Here is an 18,355-nt window from a genome sequence, read left to right on the forward strand (position 1 = left end):
CTCTCGTTCCTCCCCATCATTACTTTTTCCCTCGAACCTCATCAATATAGCTGTATACTGTCACCCGGGAAATGCCCATCCGGCTGCCTACCTGGTCCACCGCGCCTTTCATCAGGAATATACCTCGCTGGTCCATAAACCGGATCAGCTCCAGCTTTTCCTCCCGCCGCAGCCGGGCAACATCCTTGTCCCCTATGATCTTGTCGATAAGATCCGTGACAATCTCACTGACATGGGTGACCTCCTCCTCGGCGGAAACCTCCTGAGCCGCAGAGTTATCCTCCGAGCTGGGGATCAGGCTTTGGAGCCAATCAATTTGCGCGGTGATTTTGCTGGTATCAATATTGATGCACAGCGCTCCCACCACCTTACCCGCAAAGTCCTTCAGCAGCGCGGTGGAAGACTTGACAAGCCTGCCATCCTCCGTGCGGAAATAATAGTTTGTCACTACATCGTGATCCAGTTTTTTGGAAAGGATAACCTGTGGGACAAGATGATCAAAGCTCTGCCCCACCTGCCGGCCGGTGACACAGTTGTTGACCGTGTAAACAACGGATTGCTGAGGATTTTCCAGGTCATGAAGCACCACCTCGCAATCATCGCCAACGGTTTTGGCGATCATGTGGGCAATGGGAATGTATTGAGCCAAAATGGGTTTTATCATGTATGAACAGCGCTGTCCGGGCCGGGACGCAACGCTTTCCTCCTCTCTGCATTTGCCGGATACAAAATTGATACGTCACTTATCATAGCACGTTTGAAAAGATGGTGCAATAAACTTCCTGCCGGTACAGACAGCGACCGCTTTTGAAAGCCCTGATCCTTCTTCCCAAAAAGAAAATAAATTACAGCGGAAAACAGGTCCGCCGGTATGGTGGGCCTGCCTTCCGCTGTGAATTGTCTTTAATCCTTATAAGTGAGGTTTTGCTCCAGGGACAATAACAGCTGAATGTATTCGTCCTTGGTCATTTCAGGTTTGAAATTCTTCTTGACTCTTGCCGCTTCGGAAGCCCCGTCCGCCAACAGATCGATCACTGTACAGGCCAGCATTTTCACTGGTGTGATAAAAGCGTCCTCCAGATCAATGACCCGGTAGTCCTTGGAATGAAGGCCGCCCTCCACGCCGGAAGTGATGCAGTGAAGCACCGGCATGAACAGAGACAGATCGCCGATATCAAAGGAAGCTGTGCTCTCCATGCAAGGCAGAATCTTTTCCTCAGGATAGAAACGGACGGCATTGCCTTTGAAAATCTCGGCCATGGTCTTGTCCGCCGCCAGAGGCATCTGTCCAGGGCTGTCCTCCACGGTGGCGCTTCCGCCCATGGCGATGGCCGCGCCGCGGATGCAGCGGTTGACCTTATCGTTGGCATCCTTCAGGGCGGTCAGGTTTCTGGCACGGACAGTGGTCTCCAGCTCCACATCGTCGGGAACCGCGTTGACAATATCGCCGCCCCGGTTGATGATCTGGTGGATCCGCACACAGTCCTTATCCTTGAAGGTCTCACGCTGAGCGTGCATGCTGTTGATGGCAATGGTAGCCATATTCAGCGCGTTGACGCCATCCCAGGGAGCCGCTCCCGCATGGGACTGTTTGCCCAGGAAGTGGGTCTTTTTACCGATAAATCCGTTACCGGTATTCATGGGAGCACATTTGTATCCATCGGCCTCAATGGGGAAGTTATGGGCCATCATGCACATATCCACATCATCATAGGCTCCGCGGTAAGCAAGCTCCGCCTTTCCGGCATAGAACCGGATCTTTCCCTCATCCCGAAGGCTCTTGCGATAGTCAAGCTCAATGTACTCCTCCGCCGGTACCGCCATAAAGTCCACACTGCCATCCAGCTGTTCCATTACGCCGGAATGAATCAGTGCAGCCGCCACACCGTACATCACCGAAACCTGAATGTTATGGCCGCAGGCATGCATGGCGCCGGTGGTGGGATCACAGTCGGGATGATTGTGGCATACCACAGAATCCAGCTCTCCCATTACAGCGATCTTGGGGCCCTTTTTGCCCTTGTTGGCATAACCCCGGCAGCCGGTGTAGGCAATGTTCCGGTCCACCGGCAGGCCCAGCTCCTCCAGAGCCTTGGCCAATGTTTCGGTGGTACGCACCTCACGATAACCGGTCTCAGGGTGCTGGTAAATTTCCTTACCCAAGGCCAGGATAGCGTCCCGGTCCCGATCCACTTGCTGGATGACCAGTTGTTTCATTTGTTCCTTATCCATAGGACGCAGCCTCCTTTTGACTTCAATAGGCTTAAAAAGTTTAGATAATGCCCTGGAGGCTCAGGATGGCCTGGGCAATGAGGGCGGAACCGAAGAATGTACCGCAGAACACCACAACGGCGACCAGGATCATCTTCCAGCTGAGGCGCTTGATATCATCCAGTTTGGTTCCAATAGAGATACCGGCAACGGCCAGGATCACAGTACCGATTTGTCCTGAAGAGATCTGTGCGGTCATATCCAGCAGAATATCAGCAACAGGAGACCAGGGAGTAGTCAGCAGCAGAGACAACAGGGAAGCCCATGCGAAAGCGGGGATTTTCCACGGGATCAGGCCCTTGATCTTCAGTGCCACTACACAGATTGCGATGATGCACAGCATACCAATGCAGGCTTTGCCTACCTCAAAGGAAACGCCGCCCCGCATCAGATTCACCCATTGGGTGACCAGCACAACGGCGCCGCAAAGCACCAGAGCCTTAAGTTGGTTAAGAGTCTTTGTCATAGCGATATTCCTCCTCTGTTATGGCTTGCAGCCTTAAGCATTGGTTTTGTTCCGATACATCACCGCGGACAGCTTCTTATAGATGAAGTTGGCCACAGGCAAGGCAATGAACAATTCCATATACAGTCCATCCACGTTGGTACAGATATTGGAGGTGGCAGCAAAGGCCAGCACTTCCTCCGCCATTTCCGGAACACTGGCTGCCAGAGCCTGGGAAGCGGCAGTCATCATAGAGCCGGAACCCATGCCGCAGGCCATGCCCAGCGCATAGGGATGGATACCGGTCAGTACACCGAAGGAACCCAGCAAACCGAAGAAAATAGTACCGAAGAGATTACCTACCATATAAGTACCCATAACGCCGATACCCTCGGGAGAATCGATGCCATAGATCTCGGAAATCAGGCCCAGGGTAGGCTCACGGCAGATGGACAGGGTAGCGCCCACTGCTTCACGGCGCATTCCCAGCAGCATTGCAACAGGCAGACCAACGACCATGGTGCCCAGGTTGCCGAACTCCTGGAGAATCAGAGCGGGACCAGCTTCAATAACCTTTGTGATGTTGGGGCCTGCAGCCATACCCAGCTTAACGCCCAGGATCAACAGGACCAGCATCATGATGTCCTCAGACAGCTTTACTTCCTTCTCGCTGCAAATCTGTTTGAGAGCCTCGATCTTTCTGCCCAAAGCGTCGGGGGTGATGAGTACCGCGAGGATCATTGCGAAAATCATAGGCAGAATGATCAGGTTGCCGGGGCCTACAGGAATACTGATCGTACCAATGATTTCGCCGATCCCCGCCGCGATACCGCAAACCGCAAACAATTTGATGAATACGGGCCAGCGGCCTTTGGTGCTCAGGTTGTCCTGCTGAGTGTTGTCGGGTTGGTTTTTCTCCACTTGGTTTGACATGAATACTCTCCTCCTGTCAAAAAATCAATGTATGACTCACACAGACTGCTCACCGGTTTTCAGTCAGTGTGTAGACATCCTTGCGGCGGTGGGCCAGCAGCGGCAGCTCCCGGCGCACCTGGGCGACACGATCCAAATCAAGTGTGCACAGAAGCATCCCTTCCTGCTCTTCCAAGCGGTCCATCACATCTCCCCAGGGAGAAACAGCAATGGAGTTGCCGTAGGAAGTATAGCCGGAGGACGGGTCCCTGGATGGGGCCGCCCCCAAGGTGAACACCTGATTGTCCAGCGCCCGTGTGCGGAACAAAATTTCCCAATGAGCGGGTCCTGTTGTCATGTTGAAGGCGGCGGGAACCAAAATCACCTGCGCCCCCCGGTCCACCATCAGACGGCTCAGCTCCGGAAAACGGAAATCATAACAAATACATAACCCCATGACACCAAACTCTGTTTCAAAGGTGGTGACGCTGTTGCCTGGGGTGAGGGTATCCGATTCCCGGAAGGACTGCCCCCCTGATACGTCGATGTCAAACAAATGCATCTTCCGATGCTTGGCGATCTGGCGACCTTCACGGTCAAAAACATAGGCGGTATTATAAATCTTTCCCGCTTCATCCCGCTCCGGCACCGAACCGGCGGCCAGAATCACCTTCTGTTCCCTGGCCATCCGGGACAGCTCCTGCCATACTTCTTCCCCTTCCTGCTGAGCATAGAGAGGAAAATTCTTGGTCTGGTAGGGACAGCAGAACATCTCCGGCAGCAAAACCAGATCTGCCCCTTCCGCCGCGGCTTTCTTGATAAAGGACTTCGCCCGTGCCAGGCTGTCCTTTGTCTCCGGCTGTACCTGCATCTGGACCAAAGCCGCTTTCAAACACGCAGACATGGCGGTTCCTCCTTATTGCAGACGGCCACGGCACAGGATGGGAAGCTCTTCCACCACCTCGCCGCCGGAAACCAGCACCATTTTCTCGTACAGATTGCACACAGGGCAAATATGAACCGGATAAAACTCCACCTTGTCTCCTACCCTTACCTCGTCCCGGAACGCTTTATTGTAAATAATCGCGTGTTCATCGTACACATCAAAAATATGTACATCCTCATGGCCTTTGACCGTTCCCAGTCCGGGAGTGGCACAGATGCCCTTCTGGCGGGTCTGGGCGGTGAGGCCCTTGGCGCCTACATCAGTGATCACACGCTCGGCGGTGGGACGGCTGATGACGGTGGTGAGAACTGTGGCGGCACAGCGGTCCAGGGTTCCAATGGCGTGGCCCTGGCTGGCATCCATCAGCACATAGGTGCCGGGACGGATTTCGGTGACGCCGGGGAGAATATCAAAGCCATTCATCAGCGACGGAGTGGAGCCGATGCTTACAACCTGAGGAGCCATCCCCAGCTCCCGGGCCAGACGGGCAAAGGAAAGGGTCCGCTCCTGGCTGGTGATAAACTTTTCGTGGCAATCCTCCACGGTTTCGGCGTTATAGCAATGGCCCTCATGGGAGAAGATTCCCACAAACTCCACATGGTCACAGCGGCGGATGGTCTCCAGCAGCGCGGTAAAATCCGCTTCATGGATGATACCGGAGCGCTCCTCGCCCACTTCGATCTCCACCAGCACCCGGGCGGGGATCTCTTCTCCGGCAAAGACCTCATTGGCGGCCTCCACCTGGCAGGGAGTATCTACCGCGAAGGAAATGGTCACACCGCTGCGGCTCAGGGCCCGAATCCGCTCCAGCTTCTGCTTGCCGACGATCTCATTGGCAATAAAAATGTCTTTCAGACCATTTTGTGCCATCACTTCAGCCTCGCCGACCTTAGCTACGGTGATGCCCTTGGCTCCCAGCTGTTCCTGAAGTTTGGCGATGGCCGGGGTTTTATGGGTCTTGGTATGGGGCCGCAGCGCCACCCCCTGACGGTTGGCATAGTCCTGCATAAAGTGCAGATTGTTCATCATCCGATCCCGGTCAACAATCAGTGCCGGGGTATCCAGCTCCTTATAGTTCATCCCAGAACCCTCCTTACTGCTTCAGTTGCGCTACCGCTTCCACTTCCACCAGGCAGCCGCCGTACAGATTGTTGGTGGGCACCACGATTCTGGCGGGCTTGTGGTTTCCAAAAAAGCGTGCGTATTCTTCGTTCAGATCCGGCCAATAAGCTACATCCGGCACATAAACCCGGCACATCACCACATCGGTGCGCTTGGCGCCTGCCGCGGAAAGAACGGTATCCAAGTTCTGCAAGGCCTGGGCAGCCTGGGCTCTGATACCCTCCGGTGCTTTTCCCGTTTCAGGGTTGATGGAAAGCTGTCCGGAAACATACAGGGTTCCATTGAGGACCATGCCTGGGCTGTAATGCCCCCCATCCCGTACTGAATACTGGGTTTCTATTTTCTCCATATCAGGTGACAACTCCTTTTGGTGGAATTCCATCCTTTTTTCATTGCCTTGGATCACTGAGGAAAGGATTTGTCTTTATCATATAGACAAAAATATATAAAGTCAATACTTTTTTCTACATTCATATAACTTTATCTATATCGACAGGAAATACCCTCTTCATTTGTGCACAATTCAGAAAATATTCAAAATTTATCCACTTCAATTTTATTGATTTCTTCTGTCCTCCTTTATTTTTGTTCTTATTTTCCGTATAAAAAATTATACAGCACCATTATTTTGTTTCTTTTCAGACCATATGGCGCAAAAGTATTTTTCATACATAAGCCCACCGCTGCTTTTCATATAAAAATATTGAGAATCTTCATTTCCAACAGAAAACAGGCTGAAAGGAGAAGGCTCGATCTGATTTTCCCCTTTCAGTATCCGTATTTCATTCTCCCTAAAGCAATCCGGCGTACAGGTGCAATAAGCAGGACCCTTTTCCAATGTCCGCACCGCTGAATCACTTTTCACATACGGACCATATTTCTGCACAGGAGCTGCCGTCCCATGAAACAGCCATTTCACATCGCTATTTCCAATCTGCCTCCCCCTGCACAGATTTCAAAAAGGAGAGAAAAATTTACACGGCAGCTTTTATCGGCATTGCTGGAAAGCTTCGCGGCGGAAGAAAAAATAACCCCGGAACAATATACTCACTATTGTGAACTGCTGCACCGGTCATCCCGGAGAGCCTTTGATGAGACACTGTAAAAGGGGGGCGAAAATTGCTTCAGGTAGCGGCGTACTGTCGGGTGTCCACCGATCACGAGGATCAAATCCATTCTTTGGAAAATCAAAAAAGATATTTTGAAGAGTATATCCAGGGCAATCCCCTGTGGCAGCTGACCAAAATCTATGCTGACGAAGGGATCACCGGCACAAGCGTTCAAAAACGTCAGGCTTTTCAGCAGATGATCCGCGATGCCCAACGGGGATGCTTCAAGCTGCTGCTGACCAAAGAGATCAGCCGCTTCGCCCGCAACACCCTGGACAGCATCTATTACACCCGCCTGCTGAAACAATGGGGAGTGGGCATTATCTTTTTGCGTGACAATATCAATACACTGGACCCGGACGCGGAGCTGCGCCTGACCATCCTTTCCTCCATCGCTCAGGAAGAAAGCCGCAAAACCTCCGACCGGGTCAAGTGGGGGCAAAAACGGCGAATGGAACAAGGGGTGGTGTTCGGCCGCAGTATGCTGGGCTATGATGTAAAAGACGGACAACTCTTTGTGAATGAAGAGGGCGCCCGAATCGTCCGGCTGATTTTCCATTTGTTTGTCACTGAGGGAAAGGGGACCCACACCATTGCCAAAGAGCTGCAGCAGGCAGGAGTACCCACCTATCATGGGCTGGCGCAGTGGTCCAACACCGCTGTACTGCGGGCCCTGCGCAACGAGAAATATTGCGGCGATCTGATACAAAAGAAAACCTATACGCCCGATTACCTCACCCACCAGAAAAGAAAGAACCTGGGGGAGGAGCCCCTGGTGATTCTCCACGATCATCACCCACCCATTATTTCCAGGGCCCTGTGGCAGCAGGCCCAGGAGGAGCTCAAACGGCGGGGACAGCAGGCCCGACAGCGCCAAAGCCGCTATTCCTGCCGGTACTGTTTTTCCGGAAAGCTGTACTGCGGCTTCTGCGGCTCCCCTTTTGTCTGCCGCAGGGATCTGAGAAAGGATGGGGAGGTACATCTTTCCTGGCGCTGCCGGGAGGCCTCTTGTCATGGACGGATGAGATTAAATGGACAGGGCGACGCCAGCGGCTGCCTTTGCCGGCAAATCAGCCACCAAGTACTGCTGGAGGTGATGGCGCAGCTTCTTTCCGCGCTGGAGCCATTCCAGCAAAATATTGACGGCGCGCTTCGGTCTCTATGGAGTGCTGATAAAAAGGAGCAGTCGTCAGCCTCATGGCAGCAGCCGTCCTCCCCCACCGCCGCTCTCCTTTCCAAACGCCGGCTGCGCCTGCTGGAAGCTTATCTGGATGGAGAAGTGCCGCTGGAAGACTACCGAACCCTGTCCCAGCGGTACGAACAAGAGCTTCAGCGGCTGGAAACAGCCCGGAAACAAAAAAGCGTTCCTCCTGCGGGGCAGCCTCTCTCGTCAGAGCTGATTTCCACCGCCAGGGAACTGCTTCAGGGCAGGCTGCAAAAGGAAAGTTTTTACCAAGCTTTATTGGATCGGATCACCGTCTATGACCGATTTCGTATGGATGTCTACCTCAAAGGGATGGACCAGCCGCTGCATATCACTTTGATTTCTTCCTCTGCCAATACGCCTCCATAATCCCTTCCCCGGTAAGGGCTTTTAAGAAACCGATGTACCGATATCGGTCAGCAGCCCCGCCAGCTGAGGACAGGGCATGGTGTAACGCTGGGAAAGATACCGCAGCGAAGCGCCCATTTCACCGTCCGGTCCGCCGTACTGGCTGAGAATGATCTGTGCCGCCTTGGCGTTGGGGCGGGTGATTTTTACCGGATATTGCAGTCTTTTTTCATAACCCCACATTTCTCAGCATCTCCTTTCCCAGGGCCAGGGGCCCTCTCCCCAGGCCCAAGTACCGGAAACCACTCCGCAGCTGCCGGATGTAATGGGGCCGAATTTTTCTGTGTACGCCGCAATCGCCTGGGCCGCCTGAGCCTGATACCGCTGCATCTCCGCCAATGCTTTGGGGTCGCAGGGATGGGTATCCAGATACAACCTGGTTTCATCCACGGCAAAGCACGTCTGCTGGACCCGCAGCATCATGCATTCCCGCTCCGTCTTTCCATTCATGTGCAGCGCCTCCCGCAAAATGGTTTATTCAGTTCCGGGAACAGGGTGCCTTCTGTCAGCGCCTGCTCCAAGGAATAAACGGTATTCCAACGCTGCCGGGGAACATACGCCATAGCCAAAGGAAGTTCCGGGGCAGCGGGACGCTCCGCTTTCTGGACCGGCGCAGGGCGTTCCTGCCGCCGGACGCCGGTATGCATAGAGCCGGGGGACATCTGATTTCTCATCAAGATCCACCTCTCCTTTCTGATTCTCACCTATGGCTGAGCCACAGGCTCAATACCATGCTATGCGCTTTCTTCCTCTGCTGTTCCCTTCTTTGCGCCTTGCCAGAAAGAAGGGAATCGGTTATACTGAAAAAGTTATCAGAAACAGCGGCTCTCCGGCAATAAATCTATCCCAAAATGCCGGAAGCGGAACGGAGCAAAAATATGAGCAAAATCCAATGGAAGGGCAGCACCCTTCTGGGACCCATCCCACCCACCATGGTCACCTGCGGCACCATGGAACATCCCAATGTCCTGACTGTGGCCTGGACCGGCATTCTCAATACCATCCCGCCCAAAACCTACATCTCCCTGCGGCCGGAACGTTTTTCCTATGATCTGGTGAAAGAAAGCGGTGAGTTCGTCATCAATCTCACCACCAGGCAGCTGGTACGGGCAGCGGATTTCTGCGGAGTTCGGTCCGGACGGGAACTGGATAAATTCGCCCTGACCGGGCTGCATCCCGCTCCCGCTTTTCAGCTTTCCTGCCCCCTGCTGGAAGAAAGCCCCGTCAATCTGGAGTGTAAGGTGACCGACATTGTGCATCTGGGCTCCCATGATATGTTTCTGGCAGACATTGTGGCGGTGGATGTGGAAGAGGAGCTGCTGGATCAAAACGGAAAGCTCTGCCTGGATCGCTGCCAATTGGCCGCCTTTGCCCACGGAGAGTATTTTGCTCTGGGGGAACGGCTGGGCACCTTCGGCTTCTCGGTTCGCAAAAAGCCCAAGGGAAAGGCCAGCCGGCCAAAACGCCGCAAAAAATAATGAAAGAAGGCATATAAATCATGACCTCTGTTACTGCCATTACCGTGCGCTACAATGAAACCGACCGCATGGGTATCACCCACCACGCGGTGTACCCGGTGTGGTACGAACAAGCCCGCACTGATTTTATCAAAAAGCTGGGGATCTCCTACAGCCAGGTGGAACAGTTAGGAGTGATGCTGCCCCTGGTGGACCTGAGCTGTCACTACATCGGCAGCTGCACCTATGAGGATCAGCTGGAAGTATCGGTAAAGGTGGTACAGCTGACCCCTGCCAGGATCCGCTTCTCTTATGCCATTACCAAGGCAGGGGAAGAAAAGCCCTTTCACACCGGCTCCACTACCCACGCCTGGGTGGACAGCGCCTCTTTCCGGGTGATCAATCTGAAAAAGCGTCTGCCGGAGCTTTATGAAAAGATCGCTTCGGCGGTGGAACCGGAGGATTGACCCACCGGAGGAAACCGGGACTACCGGGAAAGCTTTTTCACCTTCCCGCTGTCACGGCCTTACACTTTCTGCACCGAAAAAACGCAATTGCCGGACAAACCAAGATTTATCATCTTTTTAAACAAACCAAAAGCACCAGAGGCCTCTCATCAGGGAGAAGCTCCGGTGCTTTTTTGCTGTCGCCGCAGGGGCGAACATCATTTTTCTTTTATTGCTGGTTCTGAGCCATGGAGCGAGCCTTGATCTCCACCCGGCGGATCTTGCCGCTGATGGTTTTGGGCAGCTCATCCACATATTCCACGATACGGGGATATTTATAAGGAGCGGTCTGGTGCTTGACATAATTTTGCAGCTCCTTGGTCAGCTCCTCACTGGGCTTATAATCCCGGGTGAGAACGATGGTGGCCTTGACCACAGTGCCGCGGATGGGGTCCGGAGCGCCGGTAACAGCACATTCCAGCACTGCGGGATGCTCCATCAGCACGCTTTCGATCTCAAAGGGTCCGATGCGGTAGCCGGAAGCCTTGATGACATCATCGGTGCGGCCCACATACCAGAAGTAACCGTCCTCATCACGCCACGCGGTATCGCCGGTGTGATAATATCCGTCGTGCCAGGCTTCCTTGGTGCGGGCGTCGTCGTTGACATATCCCCGGAACAGACCTGCCTGGGGACCATCCGCCTTGACCACGATCTCGCCCACATCACCGGTGAGGGTGTCTCTGCCATCTTCATCCACAATATGCACATCGAACAGCGGAGAGGGCTTGCCCATAGATCCGGGCTTGCTGGTGGTGCCTACCAGATTGGCCAGCAGGACGGTGGTTTCGGTCTGACCGAAAGCCTCCATCAACTCCAAACCGGTATATTCCTTAAAGCGGTTGTATACCTCCGGGTTCAGCGCTTCTCCTGCGGTGGTAGCATAGACGAGGCTGCTCAGATCAAAGCCCTCCATTCCTTCCTTGATAAAGAAACGGTAGATGGTGGGAGGGGCGCAGAAGGTGGTGATGCGGTACTGCTCGATCTTATGGAGCAGATCGCTGGGATGGAATTTATCAAAGTCGTAAACAAAGATGCCCGCTCCGCAGAACCACTGGCCGTACAGCTTACCCCACAGGGCCTTGCCCCAACCGGTATCGGAAACCGTCAGGTGAAGACCATTGGGCTGGACATTATGCCAATACTTGGCGGTGATGATGTGGCCGATGGCATAAGCGCAGTCGTGAGCCACCATTTTGGGATAGCCGGTGGTACCGGAGGTGAAGAAGATCACCATGGTATCGGAGGACTTGCCGGGAATCCGATCCAGCTGGTCGGAAGAAGCGGCCACCTCTTTGTCAAAATCGATCCAGCCCTCACGGCATCCCCGGGCCATGATCCGCAGCACCGGCCACTTGATCTCCTGGCAGGCTTCCTCCACCGCTGTGGGTACATCCCCATCGGCGGTACAGACAACCGCCACGGCGTGAGCCGCTTCCACCCGGTACACCACATCCTTCTTGGTGAGCAGATGGGTGGCGGGGATGATGGTGGCCCCGATCTTGTGCAGGGCCAGAATGGTGAACCAGAACTGATAATGGCGCTTGAGGATGACCAGCACCCGGTCCCCTTTTTTCACGCCTTTGCTGAGCAAAAAGTTGGCGGTGCGGTTGGATTCCCGGCGGATGTCGTCAAAGGTGAAGATCCGTTCCTCTCCCTTGTCATTGCACCAGACCATAGCCCGGCGTTCCGGCTCCAAATCAGCGATGGCATCCACCACATCATAAGCGAAGTTAAAGTTTTCAGGAACCACAGGTTCCCAGGTTTTCAGACAACCCTTTTCATCAAAGGTCTCCTTGCAGTATTTTTGATATAAAAGCTCTACCTTTTCCAAGCTTGATCTTCCTTTCCACCCAGGGCGCAGTTTTCTGCCCCTCTGCCGCTTTCGCTTCTTTCCTTATTCTTCCTTCATGATGACTGCCAGAAATACGCAGTCCTCGCCGCCGGTGGCGATCATGCCGTGACCGTGGCCGGAATCGTAGTAAACGCAATCCCCCTGATACAGGGTTTCGGTATGGTCCTCAAAGGCCACTTTCAGACTGCCCTTGAGGATGAAGTCAAATTCCTGTCCTTTGTGGTAGGACAGATGGATGGGAGCATTCTGCTCCTCCTCGGAATAAGGGGCGGTGACCAGGAAGGGCTCGCACTTCTTATCCTTGAACAGATAACCCAGATGCTGGTAGGTAAAGCCCTTGCGGCGCTTGATGGGAAGACCCCGGCCCTGGCGTACCACACTGTAGAAGGTCAGCCGAGGCTCCTCACCGGTGACCAGCTCGATCATATCCACGCCCAGCACCTCGGCACACTTCAGCAGGAAGGAGAAGGAAAAATCCTCACTGCCGGCTTCTTTTTCCCGGTACTGCTCCACCGTCATGCCGCAGGCTTTGGCCATCTCTTCCTCACTGATATTCAGAATGTCCCGCAGGCAGCGAATTCGCTCGGCAATTTCCTTGAGTCTGACTTCCATCTTGACAACCTCCTGTTTTTCTTCCCCAAAGGGAACTGTTTATTTTATGCAACAAAAAAGCCGCCCCTTGGCAAAACTGCTGAGGGACGGGCAAAAATCTGCTCGCGGTACCACCCTGATTGCCTCCGAAACCGGAGACCACTCAAAAGAATCTGACAATTCCGACCGGGTAACGGCGGTCAGCCGGGAAAGCCCTACTTTGTTCAGGCCTCCTGCTCCGAGGTGATGGGAAAAATATCACCGTTTATATGCTTGCACCAACCGCATACTCTCTGGAAACGGGGAAGGACATTTTTCCGTCCTCATCATTGCTTTCTTGGGGCGTTTTCAATTGTTGTGGTTAATCATATACCTTTCCAAAGGAAATGTCAACCACTTTTTTCTCCAAAATGGATTTTATTGCTGCGCCGCTGCCAAAATCAGCTGTTTGAGCTGCTCCACGGTATGGGCAATGGCATCGGCCCCGGTGCGCCGCAGCAGTCCTTCCTCCTTCATTCCCCAAGTGACGCCGATGGTATAAAAGCCGCCGTTTTTTCCCGTTTCCATATCCACCTCGGAATCCCCGGTATAACTGACGCAGCAGCCCTCCAGCTTCTCCAGCACCTGGCGCACCCCTTGGGGATCGGGTTTGAGGGGCACTCCCTCCCGCTGGCCCTGGGCCAGATCCAGCAGCGCTCCAAAGCTGCTCTGGACTACGGCTCTGGTCTGGTTATGGGGCTTGTTGGACACTGCCGCTGTCAGAATATCGTGGCGGTGCAGCTCCTCCAGCATTTCCGCCACACCGTCGAACAGCGGACAGCCATGAGCGCATACATCGCAATAAATGGTATCATAATCCCGCTTGACCTGGAGGAAGGTTTTCTCGTCCGCCTCTGCCGGCAGGGCGCGCCAGATCAGTTTATCCATGCCATTGCCAATAAAGGTCCGATACTCCTCCGTCTCATGCTCCGGCAGGCCGGAAAGACGCAGAGCCGCGTTGCAGGCTAAGGAAATGCCCTGCAAGGAGTCAATCAGAGTACCGTCCAGATCAAATACCGCTACCTTTTTCATCTGTAAATAAGTCCTTTCCTTTTCTTCCTCTGGCGAAGGCGCCGCGCTGAGAAAAGAAGAGCCCGTCTTTGCGGACTGCGGTGACGCTTCGTTTCGTCCCTGTTTGAGGTCCTTCTCTGTCCCGTTTTTGTCTGGCAGGACGTCAGGGAGCTTTTGACAGGCCCATTATAAAGACTTTTCTTTATCATTGCAACCAATTTTGGCGCACAGCAAAATTTTATGGGGATTTTTGTTGACATTTTATAAAATCAAGTTTATACTGATGGCACAATCAACAGGGGGGCCCGTATCGGCGGGCTGAGATTTGGGGACCACCCCATGACCCTTCGACCTGATCTGGATCATGCCAGCGTAGGGAGTGACATTATTGTGACCTTTCCCAAGGACGCCTGGCTTTTGCGGGCGTCCTTTTTTCGCATCATCCACACAGGCGACCAAAAGAAAGGAAGAATGTATCATGAATCGCAGCGGAAAAACCTTTGTCCTGGTTAAATGCGCCCTGCTGGCCGCTCTGGCTGTGGCGCTCAACTTTGTCAAATTCGCTCCCTGGCCCAACGGCGGCTCCATCACCGCCGCCGCCATGGCCCCCATCGTTCTGGCCGGTCTGATGTTTGGGTACAAATGGGGACTTCTCACCGGCTTCACCTACAGCCTGCTCCAAATGCTTCTGGACGGCATCAGCGCTCCCCCCGTGGAAACTGTATTCTGGTACGCTCTGGTGGTGCTGCTGGATTATGTGGTGGCCTTTACTGTACTGGGTCTGGCGGGAGTAATCGCCAAGCCTTTTTCCAATCCCGTGAAGGGAGCGGTGGTTGGCACCCTTACCGTTACCGCCGTTCGCTATCTCTGCCATTTTGCCAGCGGCATCCTCATCTGGGGTGTTTATGCTCCGGAGGGTACACCTGTATGGCTCTATTCCCTGCTTTATAACGGCTCCTACATGATTCCTGAAATGATCATCACCACCATCGTCGTCAGCCTGATCGTCAATGCCATTCCCAAGCGTTCTTTCGTCTGTTAATAAATGTTTTCCCGCTTTTATTGGGGAGAGAAAAAGTCTTCCACTGTCCGTCTTTCCGGCTGTGGGGACTTTTTTGTTTTACGGCAGATTTTTTCTTCAAAATTTCTGTAGTTTACCGACAAAAAACTGCTCTTTTTTCCGCTTTTATGCTATAATGACCATATGAGCGGCGGAAAGCTTTTGAGCCGCCCGCTTCGGCTGAGGAAGAAGAAAAGGAGAATCCATCCTATGAGCAAAAACGATCTGTTCAAATCCGCCGTCATGGGCTATGACAAGGAGGAAGTGGCCTCTTTCATCAATCACATGAAGGAAACCACCCAGCAGGAAAAAGCAGACCTGACCGCCCGGTTGGAAACGATGGAGAAGGAAAAGGAAGCCCTTGCCCAGAAGCTGGAGGCCAGCGAAAAGACCCGGGGCGAGATGCAGACGGCTATGGATACCGCTCAGGAGTATATCACCACCCTGGTCAACAAGGGCAAGGCGCTGGAGCGGGAGCTGGACGACGCCAGGGAAAAGGCAGCCATCTATCTGGAGCGGCAGGACGCCATTTCCCAGCTGCTTTCTGACACCCAAAGCCGCTGCGGACAGCTGATTGAGGAAGCCCAGGCCCATGGGGAGAGCATCCGCAGACAGGCTCAGGAGGAAGGCAAACAGATTCTGGACGATGCCCGGAGAACCGCCCAAAATATCATCCAGGATTCCAAAACCGACGCGGATAAAATCCAGAACGGGATGCTGGAGCAGTGCCGTTCCATGACTTCCGCTATGGACCAAATGCATCATCTGCTGGCACAGATGGCGCAGTACAGCCAGCAGGCAGCCCAAATTGCCCAGGACCCCTATGCCTATTGCTACAGTGACAGAACCCCTCTGGAGGAGCTTCCGGCAGAAAAATAAAAAACGGGCCTGAATGCGGTCGCGTTCAAGCCCTTCGGAACAAAGCAGAGCGTTCCTTCCTTTTACAAAATAAAGAGCGGTACGTTTCCTTTTCCCAGGAAGCGCACCGCTTTTTTATTTGATTTTTTGAAGTTTTTGTTCTCTGTATTTATTGCACCAGCCAGTACTCCACACTGTAAGGAGGCAGTTCCAGCGCTCCATCCAGGCGTATCTCCTTCCCGGACAGCAGCCCCTTCGCTTGAGCACCCTGACCATCAAACCGGGCAGTAAAAGGCTGATCATCCCCATTGACGGCACAGTAAACCTGCTGGCCCTGAAATTCCCGGCGGAAAACCACCTGCCGGTTGGTCAGCGCCATACTGCGAAAGTCTCCGTGACACAAAGCCGGGGTCTGCCGGTGAGCCGCTGCATACCGGGCGATCTGTTCCGTCAGTTCATTCCACTCCGGCGTGGGCAGGGCGGGGCGGAGCGCTCCATCCCCCTGAGACTTCTCTCCCTTGACGCCCCATTCGCTTCCATAGTAAATACATGGAATGCCCGGCATAGCAAACAGAAGCCCATAAATCAGCGGCAGATGGGCGGGATTATGGAGGATACTGGCCACCCGGGTCACATCATGATTATCCACAAAGGCCAGCAGGTGCTTACCCTTGTACAGCGTCCAGTTCTCCGGACCGAACTGCCGCAGCAGGGAGTGGGTGATCTCAAAGAGATTCATGGAATTGAAGCTGGAATAAAGGCCCTTGTAGCATTCATAATTGGTGACGCTGTGGAGCATCTGGTCGTTCATAACGCTGTTATAATCCCCGTGGAGCATCTCCCCCACCAGAAACAGCTCCCGGCCCAGGCTGTCGCAGAAGCCGCGCAGGCTGCGGAGAAAGTCCCGGTCCAGGCAATAGGCCACATCCAGCCGGATACCGTCGATTTCAAACTCCTCCACCCACATCCGCACTGTTTCCAGCAGATAGCCTACCACGGCGGGATTGCGCAGGTTCAGCTTCACCAGCTCATAATGCCCTTCCCAGCCTTCATACCAGAAGCCGTCATGATAGCAGCTGTCACCGCCAAAATTCAAGTAAAACCAATCCTTATAGGGGGATGCCTCCCGTTTTTCCCGGACATCCTCAAAGGCCCAGAAGCCCCGCCCCACATGGTTAAACACGCCGTCCACCACCACACGGATGCCCGCCTGATGGAGGTGCCGGCACAGCTGCCGGAAATCCTCATTGCTGCCCAGACGGCAGTCGATGGTGCGGTAATCCCTGGTATCATAGCCGTGGCGGTCTGACTGAAACACCGGGCAGAAATAAACCGCATCCACCCCCAGCTTTTGCAGGTGGGGGATATATGCTTCAACCTGTAAGATTCTTGGAACCAGCCTTCCATCATTTTCCGCAGGCGCCCCGCACATCCCCAATGGATAAATCTGATAAAAAACGCTGTCATAAGCCCACATGGGAATACTCCTCCTTTTTCTCATGATACTCCTGGCGCATCCGACGCAGCAGCTTCATGGAGCCCTCCGCTTCCTGATGGTTCATTTCAAAGCCGCTCAAGGCCGCCGTCTGTTCCGCTGCGGAGAGAAACAGTTCGCTTAAATTCCACAGCGCCTTCCACTGTTCCCCCTCCTCAGGACCGCACCAACAGGACAACAATCGTCTCCAGACATCCGCCGGTAATAATTTTTCCAGCTCTCCGCAGCATTTTCCTACCGAAAGCTGAAAATCTTTTTCATATCCTGCCTTCCAGGAGAGCATCCGCAATAATTCTTTTCTCAGGCCCTCCAGGTGATGCAGCACATACAGCGGCTGATGCCGGCATAAGCCCTTCGCCACATATGGAGCAACCCACCAAAACTCATTGCAGCAGTCCCGATACTCCCCGGCTGTGGGACGTTTGACCCAAAAAGCTCTGTCACTTGGCGACGGAAGGCTTTGGATCCTTTTATCCTTATCCAGCAGTAGCCGCACCTGACTGTCCTGAGAAAGGTAACGCTCCAGGTCCGTCAGGGGAAAAAGGAGCAGATCCACCCTGTTTCCATCCTCAAACTGCATCAGCCAGGTATGCCATCCCCCCAGAGAAGGGGGAAAAAGCTCCATGTCTTCGGGGGTTTGCATCAAAAGCCTTTTCCCAAAGGGTTCCAGCCAATGATTTTCTGCCAAAAAGGGGGATAAATCGGTAACCCCCCAGGCAATATCATAATCCTGCCACTGGTCATTTGGTTTTTCCGCCGCCCTGGAACCGTTTAAAAAAACCAAGCGGACCTGCGGCGTATTTTCCGCCTGATTCAGAATCAGACTGAGCATTTCTTGTTGAGAGCGCACAAAAATCATTCCCTTCTGACCGGGATAGTATACCATATTTTCAATAAAAGCACCACCGTTTTAAGCAAAAAAGCGGTCCCCTGTTTCCATGAACAAGGGACCGCTTCAGACTGTAGAAAAACCTGGTTTAAGGAACAAATGAAATTCAAAATCATAAAAATCAGGACATGTGCCTGATTTTTTACCACGACCCGCGCCCACCGGGGCGCGAAACCG

21 protein-coding genes, 1 pseudogene, 1 riboswitch and 1 other annotated feature are annotated in these 18,355 nt (G+C 53.6%); of the genes and pseudogenes, 6 read left to right on the forward strand and 16 right to left on the reverse strand.

Going from position 1 to position 18,355, the window contains the following annotated elements; translation table 11 throughout:
* Positions 1-19: 19 nt before the first annotated feature.
* The 8 genes from BQ5383_RS18850 to BQ5383_RS18885 form a co-directional block, all read right to left on the reverse strand.
* On the reverse strand, positions 20-649 hold the full coding sequence (locus BQ5383_RS18850) for a helix-turn-helix transcriptional regulator (RefSeq protein WP_235822018.1): 630 nt from the start codon (positions 647-649) through the stop codon (positions 20-22).
* A 254-nt stretch (positions 650-903) separates the two neighbouring features.
* Positions 904-2,232: an amidohydrolase gene (locus tag BQ5383_RS18855; protein ID WP_071434623.1), complete on the reverse strand. Its 1,329-nt coding sequence runs from the start codon at positions 2,230-2,232 to the stop codon at positions 904-906.
* Positions 2,233-2,272: 40 nt separating this feature from the next.
* Positions 2,273-2,737, reverse strand: coding sequence for a hypothetical protein (locus tag BQ5383_RS18860; RefSeq protein ID WP_071434625.1), 465 nt, complete (start codon positions 2,735-2,737; stop codon positions 2,273-2,275).
* Positions 2,738-2,770: 33 nt separating this feature from the next.
* A complete protein-coding gene (locus BQ5383_RS18865) occupies positions 2,771-3,649 on the reverse strand; it encodes a DUF3100 domain-containing protein (RefSeq protein ID WP_071434627.1) in 879 nt (292 codons plus the stop codon).
* Between the two features lie 49 nt (positions 3,650-3,698).
* Positions 3,699-4,532, reverse strand: coding sequence for a carbon-nitrogen hydrolase family protein (locus tag BQ5383_RS18870; RefSeq protein ID WP_071434629.1), 834 nt, complete (start codon positions 4,530-4,532; stop codon positions 3,699-3,701).
* Positions 4,533-4,544: 12 nt separating this feature from the next.
* Positions 4,545-5,654, reverse strand: coding sequence for an alanine racemase (locus tag BQ5383_RS18875; RefSeq protein ID WP_071434631.1), 1,110 nt, complete (start codon positions 5,652-5,654; stop codon positions 4,545-4,547).
* A 13-nt stretch (positions 5,655-5,667) separates the two neighbouring features.
* Positions 5,668-6,045, reverse strand: coding sequence for a RidA family protein (locus BQ5383_RS18880; protein WP_071434633.1), 378 nt, complete (start codon positions 6,043-6,045; stop codon positions 5,668-5,670).
* A gap of 261 nt (positions 6,046-6,306) precedes the next feature.
* Entirely contained in the window at positions 6,307-6,615 is a 309-nt protein-coding gene (locus BQ5383_RS18885; RefSeq protein WP_139193484.1) for a hypothetical protein, read from the reverse strand.
* On the opposite strand from BQ5383_RS18885, the gene BQ5383_RS18890 reads away from it, so the two are divergent.
* Together BQ5383_RS18890 and BQ5383_RS18895 are read left to right on the forward strand one after the other, a co-directional pair.
* Positions 6,598-6,801: a hypothetical protein gene (locus tag BQ5383_RS18890; RefSeq protein WP_071434637.1), complete on the forward strand. Its 204-nt coding sequence runs from the start codon at positions 6,598-6,600 to the stop codon at positions 6,799-6,801. The two genes, BQ5383_RS18885 and BQ5383_RS18890, sit on opposite strands and share 18 nt — an antisense overlap.
* A 14-nt stretch (positions 6,802-6,815) precedes the next feature.
* Positions 6,816-8,378: a recombinase family protein gene (locus BQ5383_RS18895; RefSeq protein WP_071434639.1), complete on the forward strand. Its 1,563-nt coding sequence runs from the start codon at positions 6,816-6,818 to the stop codon at positions 8,376-8,378.
* Between the two features lie 33 nt (positions 8,379-8,411).
* Here BQ5383_RS18895 and BQ5383_RS18900 read toward each other — a convergent pair.
* The 3 genes and pseudogenes from BQ5383_RS18900 to BQ5383_RS20480 form a co-directional block, all read right to left on the reverse strand.
* Positions 8,412-8,600: pseudogene (locus BQ5383_RS18900) on the reverse strand (manganese catalase family protein); the annotation flags it as partial.
* Between the two features lie 3 nt (positions 8,601-8,603).
* On the reverse strand, positions 8,604-8,867 hold the full coding sequence (locus tag BQ5383_RS18905; protein ID WP_071434641.1) for a spore coat protein CotJB: 264 nt from the start codon (positions 8,865-8,867) through the stop codon (positions 8,604-8,606).
* Positions 8,864-9,091, reverse strand: a complete 228-nt coding sequence (locus BQ5383_RS20480; protein WP_071434642.1) for a spore coat associated protein CotJA — start codon at positions 9,089-9,091, stop codon at positions 8,864-8,866. Before BQ5383_RS20480 ends, BQ5383_RS18905 begins: the two co-directional genes overlap by 4 nt.
* A gap of 204 nt (positions 9,092-9,295) precedes the next feature.
* Between BQ5383_RS20480 and BQ5383_RS18915 the strand changes: the two genes are divergently transcribed.
* Together BQ5383_RS18915 and BQ5383_RS18920 are read left to right on the forward strand one after the other, a co-directional pair.
* Positions 9,296-9,895: a flavin reductase family protein gene (locus BQ5383_RS18915; RefSeq protein ID WP_071434644.1), complete on the forward strand. Its 600-nt coding sequence runs from the start codon at positions 9,296-9,298 to the stop codon at positions 9,893-9,895.
* A gap of 20 nt (positions 9,896-9,915) precedes the next feature.
* Positions 9,916-10,341, forward strand: coding sequence for an acyl-CoA thioesterase (locus tag BQ5383_RS18920; RefSeq protein WP_071434646.1), 426 nt, complete (start codon positions 9,916-9,918; stop codon positions 10,339-10,341).
* Positions 10,342-10,549: 208 nt separating this feature from the next.
* Here BQ5383_RS18920 and BQ5383_RS18925 read toward each other — a convergent pair whose 3' ends face one another.
* The 3 genes from BQ5383_RS18925 to BQ5383_RS18935 form a co-directional block, all read right to left on the reverse strand.
* Complete coding sequence (locus BQ5383_RS18925; RefSeq protein ID WP_071434648.1) at positions 10,550-12,214, reverse strand: AMP-binding protein; 1,665 nt, start codon at positions 12,212-12,214, stop codon at positions 10,550-10,552.
* Positions 12,215-12,277: 63 nt separating this feature from the next.
* A complete protein-coding gene (locus BQ5383_RS21715) occupies positions 12,278-12,847 on the reverse strand; it encodes a helix-turn-helix domain-containing protein (protein WP_071434650.1) in 570 nt (189 codons plus the stop codon).
* A 79-nt stretch (positions 12,848-12,926) separates the two neighbouring features.
* Positions 12,927-13,165, reverse strand: a binding site (T-box leader).
* A 78-nt stretch (positions 13,166-13,243) separates the two neighbouring features.
* Complete coding sequence (locus tag BQ5383_RS18935) at positions 13,244-13,897, reverse strand: HAD family hydrolase (protein WP_071434652.1); 654 nt, start codon at positions 13,895-13,897, stop codon at positions 13,244-13,246.
* A gap of 266 nt (positions 13,898-14,163) precedes the next feature.
* Positions 14,164-14,271, forward strand: a riboswitch (TPP riboswitch).
* 83 nt (positions 14,272-14,354) lie between these two features.
* Here BQ5383_RS18935 and thiT point away from each other — a divergent pair.
* Positions 14,355-14,918, forward strand: coding sequence for an energy-coupled thiamine transporter ThiT (thiT, locus tag BQ5383_RS18940; RefSeq protein ID WP_071434654.1), 564 nt, complete (start codon positions 14,355-14,357; stop codon positions 14,916-14,918).
* Between the two features lie 228 nt (positions 14,919-15,146).
* Positions 15,147-15,815 (forward strand): hypothetical protein, encoded by a 669-nt coding sequence (locus BQ5383_RS18945; RefSeq protein ID WP_071434657.1) that lies wholly within the window; start codon positions 15,147-15,149, stop codon positions 15,813-15,815.
* A gap of 148 nt (positions 15,816-15,963) precedes the next feature.
* Here BQ5383_RS18945 and BQ5383_RS18950 read toward each other — a convergent pair whose 3' ends face one another.
* Entirely contained in the window at positions 15,964-17,271 is a 1,308-nt protein-coding gene (locus BQ5383_RS18950; RefSeq protein WP_071434659.1) for an alpha-amylase family glycosyl hydrolase, read from the reverse strand.
* On the reverse strand, positions 17,258-18,175 hold the full coding sequence (locus tag BQ5383_RS18955; RefSeq protein ID WP_083390070.1) for an aminoglycoside 6-adenylyltransferase: 918 nt from the start codon (positions 18,173-18,175) through the stop codon (positions 17,258-17,260). The genes BQ5383_RS18950 and BQ5383_RS18955 overlap by 14 nt, the downstream gene beginning before the upstream one ends.
* Between the last annotated feature and the right edge of the window lie 180 nt (positions 18,176-18,355).

Origin of the sequence: Angelakisella massiliensis (assembly GCF_900104675.1) — a bacterium.
Taxonomy (GTDB): Bacteria; Bacillota; Clostridia; order Oscillospirales; family Ruminococcaceae; genus Angelakisella; species Angelakisella massiliensis.